This is a genomic window from Pseudomonas sp. CMR5c (genome assembly GCF_003850545.1).
Lineage (GTDB): Bacteria > Pseudomonadota > Gammaproteobacteria > Pseudomonadales > Pseudomonadaceae > Aquipseudomonas > Aquipseudomonas piscis.
Genome location: NZ_CP027705.1, coordinates 596,145 through 613,136 on the forward strand (window position 1 = coordinate 596,145; position 16,992 = coordinate 613,136).

The window sequence follows — 16,992 nt, forward strand, 5'->3', positions numbered from 1 at the left end:
CGACTAACGACGAGAACCCATGGCCACTCCCAGCGCTAGCTCCTATAACGCAGACGCCATCGAAGTCCTCTCGGGACTCGACCCGGTGCGCAAACGCCCGGGCATGTACACCGACACCACGCGGCCCAACCACCTGGCCCAGGAAGTCATCGACAACAGTGTCGACGAAGCCCTGGCCGGCCATGCGAAGTCGATACAGGTCATCCTGCACGCCGATCATTCCCTGGAAGTGTCCGACGACGGTCGTGGCATGCCGGTGGACATCCATCCGGAAGAGGGCGTATCCGGCATCGAGCTGATCCTCACCAAGCTCCACGCCGGCGGCAAGTTCTCCAACAAGAACTACCAGTTCTCCGGCGGCTTGCACGGGGTGGGCATTTCCGTGGTCAACGCCCTGTCCAGCCAGGTACGGGTGCGGGTCAAGCGCGATGGCAGCGAGTACCAGATGACCTTCGCCGACGGCTACAAGGCTTCCGAGCTGGAAGTGGTCGGCAGCGTTGGCAAGCGCAATACCGGTACCTCCGTATTCTTCGCCCCGGACCCGAAATACTTCGATTCGCCGAAATTCTCCGTCAGCCGCCTCAAGCACGTGCTCAAGGCCAAGGCCGTGCTGTGCCCGGGGCTGCTGGTCAGCTTCGAGGACAAGGGCACCGGCGAGAAGGTCGAGTGGCATTACGAAGATGGCCTGCGTTCCTACCTGGTGGATGCTGTCAGCGAGTTCGAGCGCCTGCCGGCCGAGCCGTTCTGCGGCAGCCTGGCGGGTAACAAGGAGGCGGTGGACTGGGCCCTGCTGTGGCTGCCCGAGGGCGGCGACAGTGTCCAGGAAAGCTACGTCAACCTGATTCCTACCGCCCAGGGCGGTACCCACGTCAACGGCTTGCGCCAGGGGCTGCTGGACGCCATGCGCGAGTTCTGCGAGTTCCGCAACCTGTTGCCGCGCGGCCTCAAGCTGGCACCGGAGGACGTCTGGGAGCGGATCGCCTTCGTCCTGTCGATGAAAATGCAGGACGCGCAGTTCTCCGGCCAGACCAAGGAGCGCCTGTCGTCCCGCGAGGCTGCGGCGTTCGTTTCCGGGGTGGTCAAGGATGCCTTCAGCCTGTGGCTCAACGCCAACCCCGAACTGGGCATGCAACTGGCGGAGCTGGCCATCAGCAACGCCGGCCGACGCCTCAAGGCCAGCAAGAAGGTCGAGCGCAAGCGCATCACCCAGGGCCCGGCATTGCCGGGCAAGCTGGCCGATTGTGCCGGCCAGGACCCGATGCGTTCCGAGCTGTTCCTGGTGGAAGGTGATTCCGCCGGTGGTTCGGCCAAGCAGGCGCGGGACAAGGAGTTCCAGGCGATCCTGCCGCTGCGCGGGAAGATCCTCAACACCTGGGAAGTGGACGGCAGCGAGGTCCTGGCCAGCCAGGAAGTGCATAACATCGCCGTGGCCATCGGTGTCGACCCAGGCGCCGAGGACATGAGCCAGCTGCGCTACGGCAAGATCTGCATCCTCGCCGACGCCGACTCCGACGGCCTGCACATCGCCACCTTGCTCTGCGCCCTGTTCGTGCAGCATTTCCGCCCGTTGGTGGATGCCGGCCACGTCTATGTAGCCATGCCGCCGCTGTACCGGATCGACCTGGGCAAGGAGATCTTCTACGCCCTGGACGACGCCGAGCGTGACGGCATCCTCGATCGCCTGGTGGCCGAGAAGAAACGCGGCAAGCCGCAAGTCACCCGATTCAAGGGCCTGGGCGAAATGAACCCGCCGCAACTGCGCGAGACCACCATGGACCCCAATACCCGGCGCCTGGTGCAGTTGACTCTGGACGACGTCGAGGCCACCGCGGAAATCATGGACATGCTGCTGGCCAAGAAACGCGCCGGCGACCGCAAGTCCTGGCTGGAGTCCAAGGGCAACCTGGCCGAGGTGCTGGCCTGATGCACAAAGGCCTGGTCCTGGCCCTGGCGCTATCGGCAACCTCGGCGGTGGCCGCGCCGGCCCCCGAGCTGACCCTGCTGTCCGAGCATCCGGTAGAAGGCATGCGCGGCGGCAATCTCTCGGGGCTGGCGCTGTGCGGCCAGCAGCTGTGGACCGTGTCGGATCGCGACGACGACCAGATCTACCGGCTCGATACCCGCGACAGCGTCTGGCAGGCCGAGACGGTCAAGCTGGAAGTGCCACCGGTACCCGATATCGGTTTGCCCTGGGGGCTGAAGTCACGGACCTGGGCGGCGTCCTTCGTGCGTGGCGGGGACCTGGACTTCGAAGGCATCTCCTGCGATGCCGCCGGCAACAAGTATGTGGTCAGCGAAGCCCATGCCTCGGTGTTGCAGGTACCGGCCCAGGGCGCGCCCGAGTGGTTGAAGATTTCCCCGCTGATGGTCCGCGAAGCCCGGGCCAGTGGCATGCTGCTGCACTTCAATGCATTGTTCGAGGGGCTGGCGGTGAACCCGGCCGGAGATCGTATCTGGCTGGCGGCGGAGCGTGAGCGGCGTGGCCTGTTGTTGATCAAGCGCGGGCAGAGCACCTGGGATTGCGATGGCGGTTGCGTGCTGCTCAGCGAAGCCGGCCTGCAGATGCAGCCCGAGCAGGTGCCCCATGCCAAGGCCGTGACCCGTGACTTCGCCGATCTTTCGCTGTTCGACGGCAAGCTGTTCACCCTGGAACGCAACGCCTACCAGATCTGCCGCCGCGATGCGCAGAGCGCCAAGGTCGAGCAGTGCTGGTCCTTCGCTGCCGAAGCCCTGGTGGAGTCACGGCGTTATCCACAGCCCTACGGCCTGGCCGAAGCCCTGGTGGTGGATGCCGAAGGCGCCTGGATCGGCCTGGACAACAACAATGGTGCCCGCGCCGATGGTGAAAGCCGGCCGATCGTCTGGCGCTTTGCCGCGCCGCAAGGCGGCTGGAGTGCCAAGCCGTGAGCCAGCAACCGGGGCGCAGTGCCGGCCGAGTGTTGTTGATCCTGGCCTGGGCGGCGGGACTGTTCCTGGCCACGCGGTTCTTCGCCGATTGGGAAGCGCGCCAGGAGAACCCCAACACTGTCGTCAGTTCGCAACAACATGAGGGTTACATCGAAGTGAAGCTGGTCGGCAACGGCCAGGGGCATTTCGTCGCCAGCGGCCACATCGACGGCCAGCCGGTGCAGTTCATGCTCGATACCGGCGCCACCGAAGTCTCGATCCCCTCCGGGCTGGCCGAGCGCCTGGGCCTGGAGCGAGGACTGCCGGTGACCCTGAGCACTGCCAACGGTCGCAGCGAGGGCTACCGGACCCGTATCGAGCGCCTGCAGCTGGGCGATATCACCTTGCACGATGTCCGGGCCCTGGTGGCTCCAGGGCTCGACGGGGACCAGGTCCTGCTGGGCATGAGCGCTTTGAAGAAACTTGAATTTACTCAGCGCGGCGGCACCATGCTGCTGCGCCAGACCACGAACCAATGAGGCCCGCATGAGCGACTCCCTTGATCTCAGCCTGGATGGCGTAGAACGCCGGTCACTGGCTGACTTCACCGAAAATGCCTACCTCAACTACTCCATGTACGTGATCATGGACCGTGCGCTGCCGCATATCGGCGACGGCCTGAAACCGGTACAGCGGCGTATCGTCTACGCCATGAGTGAGCTGGGGCTGGATGCCGATTCCAAGCACAAGAAGTCCGCCCGTACCGTGGGTGATGTGCTCGGCAAGTTCCACCCGCACGGCGACTCCGCCTGCTACGAAGCCATGGTGCTCATGGCCCAGCCGTTCAGCTACCGCTACACGCTGGTGGACGGCCAGGGCAACTGGGGGGCGCCGGACGATCCCAAGTCCTTCGCGGCCATGCGCTACACCGAGGCGCGCCTGTCGCGCTATTCCGAGGTGCTGCTCAGCGAGCTGGGCCAGGGCACCGCGGACTGGGGGCCGAACTTCGACGGCACGCTGCAGGAGCCGCTGGTACTGCCGGCGCGCCTGCCGAATATCCTGCTCAACGGTACCACCGGCATCGCCGTGGGCATGGCCACCGACGTACCGCCGCACAACCTGCGGGAAGTGGCTTCGGCCTGCGTACGCCTGCTGGACGAGCCCAAGGCCACGGTGGAACAGCTATGCGAGCACATCCAGGGGCCGGACTATCCCACCGAGGCGGAGATCATCACCCCGCGTGCCGACCTGCTGAAGATCTACGAGACTGGCCGTGGCTCGGTGCGCATGCGCGCCGTGTACCGGGTCGAAGATGGCGACATCGTGGTTTCCGCGTTGCCGCACCAGGTCTCCGGAGCCAAGGTGCTGGAGCAGATCGCTGCCCAGATGCAAGCCAAGAAGCTGCCGATGGTGGCTGACCTGCGGGACGAGTCGGACCATGAGAACCCTTGCCGCATCGTGATCATCCCGCGCTCCAACCGGGTCGATCCGGGCGAGCTGATGCAGCACTTGTTCGCTACCACCGATCTGGAATCCACCTATCGGGTCAACGTCAACATCATCGGCATGGACGGCAAGCCGCAACTGAAGAACCTGCGCGCGCTGCTGGTGGAATGGCTGGAATTCCGGGTCGCCACCGTGCGCCGCCGCTTGCAGTTCCGCCTGGACAAGGTCGAGCGCCGCCTGCACCTGTTGGACGGCTTGCTGATTGCCTACCTCAACCTGGATGAAGTGATCCACATCATCCGTACCGAGGACCAGCCACGGGCCAGGCTGATCGAGCGTTTCGCCCTCAGCGAGATCCAGGCCGACTACATCCTCGACACCCGCCTGCGGCAACTGGCGCGACTGGAAGAGATGAAGCTGCGGGCCGAGCAGGACGAACTGCTCAAGGAACAGGCCAAGCTGCTGGCGCTGCTCAACAGCGAGGCCAAGCTCAAGAAGCTGGTGCGCACCGAGCTGCTGCAGGATGCCGAGACCTATGGCGACGACCGCCGTTCGCCGATCGTCGAGCGTGCCGAAGCCAAGGCCCTGTCGGAAAACGAGCTGATGCCGACCGAGCCGGTGACTATCGTTCTGTCGGAAAAAGGCTGGGTCCGCTGCGCCAAGGGGCATGATATCGACGCTACTGGCCTGTCCTACAAGGCCGGCGATGGCTACAAGACCGCCGCTGCCGGGCGCTCGAACCAGTTTGCGGTGTTCATCGACTCCACCGGCCGCAGTTATTCGGTGGCGGCCCACACGCTGCCATCGGCCCGTGGCCAGGGCGAGCCACTGACGGGCCGCTTGACGCCGCCGCCGGGCGCGACTTTCGAGTGCGTGCTGCTGCCGGACGACGAGGCGCTGTATGTGATCGCCTCCGATGCCGGCTACGGCTTCGTGGTCAAGGGCGAGGACTTGCAGGCCAAGAACAAGGCGGGCAAGGCGCTGTTGAGCCTGCCGAACAATGCCAAGGTCCTGGCGCCAAGGCCGGTGGCCGATCGCGAGCAGAACTGGCTGGCTTCGGTGACCACCGAGGGTCGCCTGCTGGTGTTCAAGATCAGCGACCTGCCGCAGCTGGGCAAGGGCAAGGGCAACAAGATCATCGGTATTCCCGGTGAGCGGGTCGCCAGTCGCGAGGAGTATGTGACCGATATCGCGGTGCTGCCGGAAGGCGCGACTCTGGTACTGCAGGCGGGCAAGCGCACCCTGTCGCTCAAGGCCGACGACCTGGAGCACTACAAGGGCGAGCGCGGGCGCCGCGGCAACAAGCTGCCACGGGGTTTCCAGCGAGTGGACGCGTTGTTGGTAGAGCCTCTCAGTTGAGAGGCGCGATCAGCCATTTAACTGGTCGATCGTTGTTGGAACACTGGAGTCATGGCGCATATTCACGGATGATATGCGCTTTCAAACGCCGGCCTGGTCCGGCGTTATTCTGTTTTTTTGAGTATTTTCACTGTGGCTGGCCTGTTGGCCGCCACCTGGATGGGATGATGACTGTTCTGCGCCTTCCTTTTATTTTCCTGCTCGCGGGCGTTCTCGGCCTGGCGGGTTGCAGCGTTCACCAACCGGTGTCGCTGTATCAGCTGGACAGCGGAAGTCCAGCCCAGCCGGCCAGCACCGGCATGTCGGTATTGCTGGGTCCGGTCCTGATTGCCGATTACCTGCAACGTGAAACCCTGCTGCAGCGCCAGGATGATGGCAGCCTGCAGGCCGCGACCGACGGCCGTTGGGCCGGCAGCCTCTCTTCGGATATCGACCAGTTGCTGCTGCGCCAGGTAGCCGGTCACCTGGACAGCCAGCGAGTGGTGCTGGCCCCGGCCACCAACGGCTTCACTCCGGATGTGCAGGTCCTGCTGTCGATCACCCGCCTGGACTCCGGCAAGACCCAGCCGGCGGTGCTGGATGCCCAGTGGCGCCTGATCGACCGGCGCGGCCAGGTACGCGACAACCGTATCGTTCACCTGCAGGAACAGCATGCGGGGACCACCGCGTCCCAGGTGCAGGCTCAAGGCGTGCTGTTGCAGCGCCTGGCCGAACAGCTGTCCGGTGCCCTCAAGCCCCTGGCCAACCAGCCTGCGGTGGCCGAGGTGCCGCGCAAGGCGCCAGCGGCGCCGGCACCCAAGCCGGCTGAGCCGGAAAAGCGGCCGAAGATGCCGATGGCCACGCCGATCCGTACGGATATGGAAGTGTTCCGCTTCTGATGTGATCCGCAGCAAGACAAGGCCCGCCATTGGCGGGCCTTGTGGTTTCTGGGGGCAGGCACAAAAAGCCTGTGCAGGGTAAGCCGATCAGCTAAGGACGCTGTAGGCGCGAGGCTTGCCCGTGATGACTGCAGGGTGCTGCGTGTATCTGGTCGACACGTGCGACCGTTAACGAGCATTGCGAGCAATCGAGCATCGACCGGCTGATCCTCCAGGGGATCGCCTTGCTCAACTGATCGGCATCACGCGCCGGGCGGGCTTCGTTGAGCAGGGCAGGCGTTACAGCTTGGCCCGGGTCTCGTGCATGCGCGCCAGCTGGCGTTCCAGCATCGACGGGTAGGGTTCCATCAGGCGCTCGACGCAGCAGGCACCTTCCGGGCTGGCGATCGGGCGGATACGGGCCCGTTGGCGCAGCAGTACATCGTCGTTGACCTTGCGCTCCACCAGCAGCAGGTTGCGGCTGTGCTGGGACAGCGCCAGGGCGTCCTGGGCGGTTTCGGTCAGCAGCAGGTCGATCTGGCTCAGGCCGAACAGCCCTTCGCCCAGGGTCAGGCCCAGTTGCAGTTGCAGGGTGATGCCGCTGTCCGCCACCTCGATCTGCAGGGCGTGGCCCAGGGCGCGCAAGAGCTCGCCGCAGCAGATGGCGTTGGTCAGGTAGTCATCGCCGCTGTCTTCGCTGTGGAACAGCATCAGCGTGCTGCCATCGTTCAGGGTGTGCAGCTCGCTCTGGTACAACGAGGCCGCCTGGTCGAGGCAATCACGATAGCGTTCGAGCAATTCCGTCAGGCGCGCCCGGGGCAGGCGCCGCAGCTGTTCCTGGGCGCCCAGTTGCACCGCCAGCACGGCGCTGTGCTGGGGTTCGGCGGGGACCTCGGGCTGCGCCTGGGGCTTGGCCAGTGGCGCCGAGGGTGAGGAGTGATCGCGCAGGTCGGCGAACGGGTCTTCTTCGTCCAGTTCGTCTTCCTCGGCACTGACCAGATGCCGTGGCGCTGGTTTCAAGCCGGCCACCGGGGCGCTTTCATCGAAGCTCGGATCGCGCAGGTTGCGGATCTCGAAAGCCGGGGCGTCTTCTTCCTCGTCCTGTTCTTGCGGTTCGGGCTGTGGCTCGGGCTCGGGGATTTCCGGGGCGAGGCGGGCGTGCAGCTGGCGCGCCAGGTCGCCGATTTCATCCTGGCGCTGGATCGCCGGGGTATGTTCGTCCAGGTCCCGCAGCCAGACCCGCAGCTGCAGCAGCGGGGTGGAGATATGGCGACCCAGGCGCAGGCTCAGGGCGAGCGCCAGGGCCAGCAGGATGGCACTGAGGATGCCCATGCTCTGCAGGCTGATGGTCATCGGCTGCTGGAACTGGGCCATGTCCAGGCTGATCCGCAGGTTGCCGGCGGTGACATCCTGGAAGGTGATCTTGGTCTGGTACACACCCTCGGTTTCGCCCAGCAGGCTGCTCTTGGGCCGTTGGCCAGCCTCGGCGAGAATGCGGTTGTCGACGCTGTAGATCGCCGCGTGGGCCACCAGCGGATTCTTGGTCAGGTTGTTGAGCAAGACGTTGAGGCTGAGGATGTCGTTGGACACCAGCAGCTCGGTGGCCGAGGTGGCGGTCTGGGTGGTCAGGCTCTGGCCCAGGGCGTCCGCCTGCTCATGCATGGCTTGCTTGAACTGCAGGCCCATCACGCCGGCATAGATCACCAGGGCCAGGGCGACCAGGATCACGTTATGGCTGGCAATACGCAATGCAATCGGTACACGGCGGTGGCGCAGTGCACGGAAGATCAGCAAGAAGAAGTTATCGTTTTTAACTGGCGTGGGCCGGTTCACTGAGCTCGGCTCTTTAGTCCGTGAAGTTGACGCGCAGTATAGCGAGAGGCCCTAGGCCGGCAAAGCGCTGGCTGTGCCCGATGGTCAGCGAAAGTGGGTAGAATGCGCTTTTTTTCCACCTCGGGGGTGCGCCTTGCGCGAAATTGTCCTGATAAACATCACCGGCGAAGATCGTCCCGGTCTGACTGCGGCCATTACCGGCGTCCTGGCCCAGGGTGGTGTGAACATTCTCGACATCGGTCAGGCGGTGATCCACGACGCCTTGTCGTTCGGCATCCTGGTCGAGATCCCGGATGACGAGCGCAGCTCCTCGGTGCTCAAGGACATCCTGTTCACCGCCTACAAGCTCGACCAGCAGGTGCGCTTCACCCCGGTGTCCGAGGAGGATTACCAGCAGTGGGTGGCAGGGCAGGGCAAGCAGCGCCACATCGTCACCCTGCTGACCCGCAAGGTCACCGCCGAGCAGTTGCAGCGGGTGAGTTCGATCACTGCCAAGTACGGCTTGAACATCGACCATATCGATCGCCTGTCCGGGCGCATGCCCCTGGATATGCCCGCCGACCAGGGCAAGGGCTGCATCGAGTTCTCGGTGCGCGGCGAAGCTGCCGATCCCCAGGCGCTGCGGGCCGAATTCCTCAGCGTGGCCCAGGAGTTGAACGTCGACATCGCCTTCCAGGAAGACTCGCTGTTCCGCCGCAACCGGCGCCTGGCGGTGTTCGACATGGACTCGACGCTGATCGAGGCCGAGGTCATCGACGAGTTGGCCAAGGCCGCCGGGGTCGGCGATCGGGTCGCGCAAATCACCGAGCGGGCCATGGCCGGCGAGCTGGATTTTCGCGCCAGCTTCAAGGAGCGCCTGGCTCTGCTCAAGGGGCTGGACGTCAGCGTGCTGGACTCCATCGGCGCCTCCCTGCGCCTGACCGAGGGCGCCGAGACCCTGTTCGCCGAACTCAAGCGCCTGGGCTACAAGACCGCGATCCTGTCCGGTGGCTTCACCTATTTCGCCAAGCAGCTGCAAGCCAAGCTGGGCATCGACTACGTGTTCGCCAACGAGCTGGAAGTGGTGGATGGCAAGGTCACCGGCGTGGCGGTGGAGCCGATCGTCGATGCACAGCGCAAGGCCGACCTGCTGCGTGAACTGGCCCAGAAGGAAGGCTTGCGCCTGGAGCAGACCATCGCGGTCGGCGACGGTGCCAACGACCTGCCGATGCTGGGTATCGCCGGCCTGGGCGTGGCGTTCCGCGCCAAGCCGCTGGTCAAGCAGTCGGCCAAGCAGGCGATCTCGACCCTGGGCCTGGACGGCGTGTTGTACCTGTTGGGCTTGCGCGATCGTGACGGGCAGCCTTGATCGGGAACGAGTCTTCGCCCATGAAAAACGCCGCTGATCAGCGGCGTTTTTTGTTTGCGGTGTCAGCCAGGCATCAAGCCTTGGGCGCGCCCAGTCCCTGGCCCATGCGGACTGGCGAACCGGCCGCCAGCCCTTCGGCCCATTGCACCTGGTCTGGGCCGAACAGCACGATGGCGGTGGAGCCCAGCTTGAAGCGGCCCATCTCGGCGCCTTTTTCCAGGTGGATCGGGGCGCGGGCGGCCTCGTCGTAGCGCACGGTCTTGAGCTCGCGCTTGGGTGGCGTCACCAAACCGGCCCAGACGGTTTCGATCGAGGCGACGATCATCGCGCCCACCAGCACCAGGGCCATGGGGCCGCGCTCGGTGTCGAAGATGCACACCACGCGCTCGTTGCGGGCGAACAGCTCGGGGACGTTTTCCGCGGTGGTCTGGTTGACCGAGAAGATCCGTCCGGGGACGTAGACCATTTCTCGCAGGGTGCCGGCCAGCGGCATGTGCACGCGATGGTAGTCCTTGGGGGACAGGTAGATGGTGGCGAAGTCGCCGCCCATGAACGGCGCAGCCAGGGTCGGATCACCACCCAGCAGCTCCAGAACGCTGTAGCTGTGGCCCTTGGCTTGGAATACCCGGCCATGTTCGATCGGCCCGAGCTGGCTGACGGCGCCGTCGGCGGGGCTCAGCACCGCGCCCGGAGTCGGGTCCAGCGGCCGTGCGCCGTCTTTCAGGGCGCGGGTGAAGAAGGCGTTGAAGTGCTCGTAGGCGGTCACGTCCTCGACCTGGGCCTCGGACATGTCTACCTGGTACTGCTTGGCGAACCAGCTGGTGAAGGCATTCTTGAACCAGCGCACGCGGCACTCGGCGATGCAGCCGGCCAGGCGCGACAGCAGGTGGTGAGGCAGCAGGTACTGGCTGATGATGAACAAACGCTTTTTCATTGGGTGTCCTTAAAAAACCTTAAATCTCTACGGGCGTATCGGGATGATTGCCCCATTCGCCCCACGAGCCGGCGTAGCCTTTGACCCGTGGATAGCCCAGCGCCTTGGCCACCAGGTAGGTGAAGCCGGAGCGGTGGTGGGTCTGGCAGTGGGTGATCACTTCTTTGTCTTTGCTGATGCCCAGGCTCTCGAGGATCTGCGGCATGTCACGGCGGATGCGCAGGTGGCGGGCCTGGTCCATGCCGGCGGTCCATTCGAAATTCACTGCGCCGGGAATATGCCCGCCCTTGGCGGCCAGGACCTTCTCGCCCGAATACTCCAGCGGGCCGCGGGCGTCCCAGATGGCCAGGTCGGCAGCGCCGAGGCGGCTCTGCAGGTATTCGCGGGTGGCGGTAGGTTCGTCGTGCAGGGTCAGGGGCACCGGGCCGCCGACGATTTCCGGTACCTCGGTGGATACCGGCAGGCTTTCCGCCAGCCAGGCCGGCAGGCCGCCATCGACGTAGTGATAGTGCCGGTGGCCGATCACATCCAGCAGCCAGATGAAGCGTCCGGCCCAGCCGCCGCCTTCATCGTCATACACCACGTAGACCGCGTCGGGGTTGTGTCCGAGTTCACCGAACAGCGCCTCGAGGGCGGCCTTGGGTGGCAGCAGTCCCGGGGCTGGCGCCTGGCCGAGCTGGGTACGCTTGGGGTCGACGAAGCGTGCCCCGGGAATATGCCCGGTGCTGTAGCGGGCGGCGCTGGTCAGGTCGACCAGGATCAGTTCGCGGGCGTCGAGGCGGGCGAGCAGGTCACCGGGCTCGATGACCAGCGGCAAGCCGGAAAAATCAGACATGTCAGGTCCCCAGGGCACAAAGGGTGGAATTGTAGCGCAAGCGTTACTGGCTGCGGTTGGTAAAGCTGTGCAAGGCCTTCTCGATGCACTGGGCGGTCTTGCCGAAGGCCTGGACGCTGGTTTCGGCGAAGGGCACGCCGTCCTGGTCGGCGATCGCCAGCAGTAGAACCCGACCATTGCAGGACAGCGAGCGGATCAGCAGGTGCTCGCCACGGAACAACTGGCGCAGGGCCCCGGGCAGGTGGGGAGCGAATTGCCGATAGTTGTCCGGGGTCAGGCGGATCTGCGCGGATTTCTCCAGCAAGCGCTGTAGCAGCGGGTTTTGCTTGGCTTGCAGGCTCAGTCCGGCGGCTTCCCTGGGCAGGCCATGCAACTGCTGCACTCGCAACTGGCTGTGGCTGCGATCGACCATCAGCAGCATGATCCGCCGCATGCCACATGCCGCCAGGGCATCCCGGGCAAACCCGGTGAGGTGCACGGCATTGGTGAAGGGACTCGGTTCGAGCAGCAGCTCGCTGCACAGCTGGCGCCACTTGGCCAGTTCCAGGGGTGTTGGCGCGGGTGCCGGCAGCTCGCCGTTGTGCAGGCGGCGCACGTTCCAGGGCCAGAGCAGGGCCTGGGCCGGGTGCCAGAGATCGGGCTGGCTGTCGTTGCGGGCGCTGTTGGCTGCTTGTTGGTGCAACTGTTGCTGGACCTCGGCGACCGGTATCTGCAGGTACAGGGCGGTGAGGTTCTGCCAGCGTTGGCCGTGGGGGTTGTTCCAGGAAAATTGCGCCGCCAGGGCCATGCCGTTGGCCAGCAGGACGCAGTTGGCCGGCTGGTTCAGCCAGCGCCGCAGCTCCGGGTCGTCGTCCAGGCGCTGTTGCTGGCGCAGCGGGTTATCGCTGTCGCGGGCGATCAGCAGGACCTTGGCCAGCAGGTGTTGCTCGCTGGTCAGCAGGCGGTAGCCCTGTTGCACCCAGATCGGCAGGTGCCAGGCTTGAACCAGGGCTTGGCAGACCTCCATCAGGCGTACGCCGAACAATTGCAGTTCAACCTTGCGCGCCGACTCATGCTTGTAGATGACCCGCAGCTCCCACTCTTCCATCAGCTTGGGGTAGCTCAAGGCGATGGCCCATAGAGGAGAGAGGAACAGCAGGCTGCCCCAGTGGATGTCCTGCCACAAGCGGGCCAGGCGCCCGGCGAAGAAACCGTTGGCTTGTTGGGTGGCGTGCTGGCTGATCAGCTGCAATTGCCGCAAGGCCTGGGGAATTTGCTCTTCGGGCAGGGTCGGCAGTTGTTCCAGCAGTTCCTGGGTACGCTTGAGGCCCAGGCGGTTGACCGCGATCTCCAGGTTCTCCGCCGGCTCGCTCATGCTGCCATGGGTGTGCCGGTTGGCCTCGCGGATCACGCTGAGGGCCAATGCCGGGCTATTCTGCATCAGGTCGGCGATTTCCCGCAGCGAACTGCGGTTGTTGGCGATGGCCTTGCAGACCCGGTCGTGGCTGGCTTGCGGCACCGGCAGGCGCACGGCGCCGAGAAGCTTGAGCCAGGCCTCTAGAGAGCTGGGGGCAGAGTGCGGGGTGCTGGTTTCATTGGACATGGTCGGGCGCAATCATCGTCTGCTGTGAACACGCCCTGAGCGGGCCAAACTGGCTTTTCACCTTAACTGGCTATAGTCTGGCGCAGTTTTGCCGATAAGTAGAAGAAGAGTTTTAAGAACTTCCGAATATGACCTTGAACCCGACTCATAAGTACTCTCCTATCTATGGCTAAAATCATCGGCATCATCGTCGTATTCGCTAGCGTGCTCGGCGGATACGTGCTTTCCCACGGCAAGATCGCAGCGCTGATCCAGCCTTTCGAGGTGTTGATCATCGGTGGTGCGGCCTTTGGTGCGTTCCTCCAGGCCAACCCCGGCTACATGACGATGCACGTCGTCAAGAAATCCCTGGGGATGTTCAGCTCGCGTTTCACCCATACCTTCTACTTGGAAGTGCTGGGCCTGATCTACGAGATCCTCAACAAGAGCCGCCGCGAAGGCATGATGGCCATCGAGGGCGACATTGAGGACGCGGCAGCCAGCCCGATCTTCGCCAAGTACCCGGCGGTGCTCAAAGACGAGCGCATGACCGCCTACATCTGTGATTACCTGCGCATCATGTCCTCCGGCAACATGGCTCCCCACGAGCTCGAAGGCCTGTTCGACATGGAGCTGTTCAGCCTCAAGGAAGAACTCGAGCACCCCTCCCATGCGGTAACCGGCATCGCCGACGGCATGCCCGGTTTCGGTATCGTCGCGGCGGTACTGGGTATCGTGGTGACCATGGCGTCCCTGGGCGACGGTGACCAGAAGTCCATCGGCCTGCACGTGGGTGCGGCGCTGGTAGGTACCTTCTTCGGTATTCTCGCGGCTTATGGTTTCTTCGGTCCGCTGGCCCATTCCCTGGCCCACGATGCCAAGGAAGAGCTGAACGTCTATGAAGCCATCAAGGCATCCCTGGTGGCCTCCGCTTCCGGCATGCCGCCTTCGCTGGCGGTGGAGTTCGGGCGCAAGGTCCTCTACCCGGCGCACCGTCCGAGCTTCGCCGAGCTGGAACAAGCGGTTCGCGGTCGCTAAGTCATGGAAAACAATCAGCCGATTATCATCAAGCGCGTCAAGCGCTTCGCTGGCGGTCATCACGGGGGCGCCTGGAAAATCGCCTTCGCCGACTTCGCCACGGCGATGATGGCGTTCTTCCTGGTGCTGTGGCTGTTGTCCACGGCCACCCCGGAACAGAAGATCGCCATCGCCGGTTACTTCAAGGACCCGATCGGCTTTTCCGAAAGCGGTACGCCCTACATCATCGACCTGGGCGGCTCGCCGGAACTGGCGCCGGAAAACACCCTGAACCCCGAGATCCAGTCCCAGCCCCAGCCGGACAAGGTCACGGTGGACTCCGAGCAAGTTGAGGGCATGGCCGAGCAGGTCGAGCGCGAGCGTCTCGAACTGCTGCTGCAGGAGCTGCAGAACAAGGTCGAGGAAAACCCCCAACTGCAGAAGTTCAAGGACCAGATTCTTTTCGAGATCACGCCTGACGGCTTGCGCATCCAGATCATGGACGCCGAGAACCGGCCGATGTTCGACTCCGGCAGTGCCCGCCTGAAGCCGTATTTCGAAGACATCCTGCTGGCCATGGCCGACACCATCAAGGCGGTGCCGAACAAGATCAGCATCAGCGGCCATACCGATGCCACGCCTTATTCGGGCAGCGGCGAGTTCGGCAACTGGGAGCTGTCGGCCAACCGTGCCAACGCCGCTCGTCGAGCACTGGTGGCCGGTGGTTATCCTGATCCGCAAGTGGCGCGGGTAGTGGGTTTTGCTTCTTCGGCGCTGTTCGATCGCAAGGATCCGTTCAATCCGGTCAACCGGCGTATCGACATCGTGGTGCTGACCAAGCGCGCCCAGCGCGCCATCGAGGGCGAACAGGGCGACCAGAAGACTCCGGCGCCAACCCAGGGCACTGGAGCCCCTGGCGAAGTACCGGCTGCAGCGGCCGATCCGCACGCCTTGCCGCCGGGCAGCGAGCCACTGCCGGCCCACGAAGTGCGCCAGCGCCTGAACATCTTCGAAGACGGCGTGCTGAAGATGGATGAGCAGGGCGCAGCGGGCCAGACTCCTGCACCTGCACCTGCACCTGCACCTGCACCTGCACCTGCACCTGCGGCGCCGGCACCCCGGTGACACCGGGAACTGCCAGGTAAAAAGCACAAGGCCGCGATCATCGCGGCCTTGTGGTTTCTGCGTGGGGCAGGGTCAGTAGCTGTCGTCGGGCAGGCTGGCGATGATCGAGCGGTAGCTGTTCATCCGCTGTTGCTGGATGCGGCCATCTTCCAGGGCCTTGAGCAGGGCGCAGCCGGGCTCGCGGTCGTGCTTGCAGTCACGGAAGCGGCAGGTGCCCAGCAGGTCGTTGAACTCGATGAAACCCGCTTCGACGTCGGCGCGGCTGACGTGACCCAGGCCGAATTCACGAATACCGGGGGAGTCGATCAGTTCGCCGCCACCGGGGAAGTGGAACAACCGGGCGGTGGTGGTGGTGTGGGTGCCCTGTCCGGAAAACTCCGACAGCGGGCCGACCCGGGTGAAGACGTCCGGCAGCAGGCTGTTGACCAGGGACGACTTGCCCACCCCTGACTGGCCGACGAACACGCTGATGCGGCCATTGAGCAGCGCTTGTAGTTGCTCCATGCCGTCGCCGTGATGGGCCGAGACTTCCAGCAGCGGATAGCCCAGCTGGCGATAGACCGCCAGCAGGGCGTTGAGCGCCGGGGCGTTCTGCTCGTCGATCAGGTCGGCCTTGTTCAGCAGCAGCAAGGGGCGGATTCCGGCGTGCTCGGCGGCCACCAGGTAACGGTCGATGAGGTTGGCGTGGGGTTCTGGCATGGGCGCGAAGACGATCACGATCATGTCGACGTTGGCCGCTACCGGCTTGAGCTGGCCACGGCTGTCGGGGCGGCAGAGCTCGGTGCTGCGGGGCAGTTGGGCGACGATCACCCCTATGCCCTGGTTGCCGGCGCGCCAGACCACCTGGTCGCCGGTCACCAGCGCTGGCAGGTTGGCCCGCAAGTGGCAGCGAAACACCTGGCCGGCCAGTTCGCCTTCGCGGGCCTCGACTTCGACCTGGACGCCGAAGTGGGCGATCACCAGGCCGGTCTGTTCCGGCCCCAGGTCGCCCCCTTCCAGCGCCTCCATGACGGAGGACTCACGTTTGGCGGCGCGGGCTGCGCGCTCACCCTGGATCTTTTCGATGCGCCAGTTCTGGCGACGATTGAGCTGGCGTTTGGCCATTGATGTTCCGTGTCGATAATTACGGCGATTGGGTAAAACGGCGGCGAGTTTAGCACGCCGGGCAGGCCCTCTAGGCTAAACTGCGCAACTACGCCGAGGAGCCCACCCATGCAGAACCCGCAGAACCTGATTTGGATCGATCTGGAAATGACCGGTCTGAACCCCGACACCGACGTCATCATCGAGATGGCGACCATCGTCACCGATAGCAACCTGAACACCTTGGCTGAAGGACCGGTCATCGCCATCCACCAGAGCGACGAGATCCTTGCCGGCATGGATGAGTGGAACACTCGCCAGCACGGCAATTCCGGCCTGACCCAGCGGGTGCGTGAAAGCCGCATCGACATGGCCGAGGCCGAAGCCCAGACCATCGCCTTCCTGGAGCAATGGGTGCCCAAGGGCAAGTCGCCGATCTGTGGCAACAGCATCTGCCAGGACCGGCGCTTCCTCTATCGCCACATGAAGAGCCTGGAAAGCTATTTCCACTACCGCAACCTCGACGTCTCGACCCTCAAGGAACTGGCTGCCCGCTGGGCGCCCGAGGTGCGCGACAGCTTCAAGAAGGGCAGCACGCACCTGGCCCTGGATGACATCCGCGAATCCATCGCCGAGCTGCAGCACTACCGCAAGCACTTCATCAAGCTCTGAACATGCAGGCGAGCGGGCGGGTTGCCTCGCGCCCGC

14 protein-coding genes are annotated in these 16,992 nt (G+C 64.5%); 9 read left to right on the top strand and 5 right to left on the bottom strand.

The window, feature by feature from the left end; all coding sequences use genetic code 11:
• The first annotated feature begins 19 nt into the window (after positions 1–19).
• The 5 genes from parE to C4K40_RS02725 all read left to right on the top strand — a co-directional run bounded on the left by parE (position 20) and on the right by C4K40_RS02725 (position 6,569).
• The gene (gene parE, locus C4K40_RS02705; protein WP_022641347.1) at positions 20–1,924 is read left to right on the top strand and encodes a DNA topoisomerase IV subunit B; all 1,905 of its coding nucleotides are present in this window, start codon (positions 20–22) and stop codon (positions 1,922–1,924) included.
• Positions 1,924–2,907, top strand: a complete 984-nt coding sequence (locus C4K40_RS02710; protein ID WP_022641348.1) for an esterase-like activity of phytase family protein — start codon at positions 1,924–1,926, stop codon at positions 2,905–2,907. The genes parE and C4K40_RS02710 overlap by 1 nt, the downstream gene beginning before the upstream one ends.
• Complete coding sequence (locus C4K40_RS02715; RefSeq protein WP_022641349.1) at positions 2,904–3,425, top strand: TIGR02281 family clan AA aspartic protease; 522 nt, start codon at positions 2,904–2,906, stop codon at positions 3,423–3,425. Before C4K40_RS02710 ends, C4K40_RS02715 begins: the two co-directional genes overlap by 4 nt.
• 7 nt (positions 3,426–3,432) lie before the next feature.
• Positions 3,433–5,691 carry a DNA topoisomerase IV subunit A gene (parC, locus tag C4K40_RS02720; RefSeq protein ID WP_053132365.1) on the top strand — a complete coding sequence of 753 codons (2,259 nt, stop codon included), beginning with the start codon at positions 3,433–3,435 and terminating at the stop codon, positions 5,689–5,691.
• A gap of 167 nt (positions 5,692–5,858) precedes the next feature.
• A complete protein-coding gene (locus tag C4K40_RS02725) occupies positions 5,859–6,569 on the top strand; it encodes a membrane integrity-associated transporter subunit PqiC (RefSeq protein WP_022641351.1) in 711 nt (236 codons plus the stop codon).
• 279 nt (positions 6,570–6,848) lie between these two features.
• Here C4K40_RS02725 and C4K40_RS02730 read toward each other — a convergent pair whose 3' ends face one another.
• Positions 6,849–8,381, bottom strand: coding sequence for an AhpA/YtjB family protein (locus C4K40_RS02730; RefSeq protein ID WP_031320620.1), 1,533 nt, complete (start codon positions 8,379–8,381; stop codon positions 6,849–6,851).
• Between the two features lie 133 nt (positions 8,382–8,514).
• Between C4K40_RS02730 and serB the strand changes: the two genes are divergently transcribed.
• Complete coding sequence (serB, locus tag C4K40_RS02735) at positions 8,515–9,729, top strand: phosphoserine phosphatase SerB (protein ID WP_022641353.1); 1,215 nt, start codon at positions 8,515–8,517, stop codon at positions 9,727–9,729.
• 73 nt (positions 9,730–9,802) lie between these two features.
• Here serB and asd read toward each other — a convergent pair whose 3' ends face one another.
• Genes asd through C4K40_RS02750 form a run of 3 tightly spaced genes read right to left on the bottom strand, consistent with a single transcriptional unit; the run spans position 9,803 to position 13,080 of the window.
• On the bottom strand, positions 9,803–10,663 hold the full coding sequence (asd, locus tag C4K40_RS02740) for an archaetidylserine decarboxylase (protein ID WP_053132362.1): 861 nt from the start codon (positions 10,661–10,663) through the stop codon (positions 9,803–9,805).
• Between the two features lie 19 nt (positions 10,664–10,682).
• A complete protein-coding gene (gene rhdA / locus C4K40_RS02745) occupies positions 10,683–11,498 on the bottom strand; it encodes a thiosulfate sulfurtransferase (protein ID WP_022641355.1) in 816 nt (271 codons plus the stop codon).
• 43 nt (positions 11,499–11,541) lie between these two features.
• Entirely contained in the window at positions 11,542–13,080 is a 1,539-nt protein-coding gene (locus tag C4K40_RS02750; RefSeq protein ID WP_031320621.1) for an HDOD domain-containing protein, read from the bottom strand.
• Positions 13,081–13,245: 165 nt separating this feature from the next.
• Between C4K40_RS02750 and motA the strand changes: the two genes are divergently transcribed.
• Both motA and motB read left to right on the top strand, forming a co-directional pair.
• Positions 13,246–14,097, top strand: coding sequence for a flagellar motor stator protein MotA (gene motA, locus C4K40_RS02755; protein ID WP_022641357.1), 852 nt, complete (start codon positions 13,246–13,248; stop codon positions 14,095–14,097).
• Between the two features lie 3 nt (positions 14,098–14,100).
• A complete protein-coding gene (gene motB / locus C4K40_RS02760) occupies positions 14,101–15,201 on the top strand; it encodes a flagellar motor protein MotB (RefSeq protein ID WP_083456917.1) in 1,101 nt (366 codons plus the stop codon).
• A gap of 72 nt (positions 15,202–15,273) precedes the next feature.
• Here the strand turns inward: motB and rsgA are convergent, their stop codons facing one another.
• Positions 15,274–16,305, bottom strand: coding sequence for a small ribosomal subunit biogenesis GTPase RsgA (gene rsgA / locus C4K40_RS02765; RefSeq protein WP_022641359.1), 1,032 nt, complete (start codon positions 16,303–16,305; stop codon positions 15,274–15,276).
• A 108-nt stretch (positions 16,306–16,413) separates the two neighbouring features.
• Between rsgA and orn the strand changes: the two genes are divergently transcribed.
• Entirely contained in the window at positions 16,414–16,956 is a 543-nt protein-coding gene (orn, locus tag C4K40_RS02770; protein ID WP_022641360.1) for an oligoribonuclease, read from the top strand.
• Positions 16,957–16,992 lie beyond the last annotated feature (36 nt).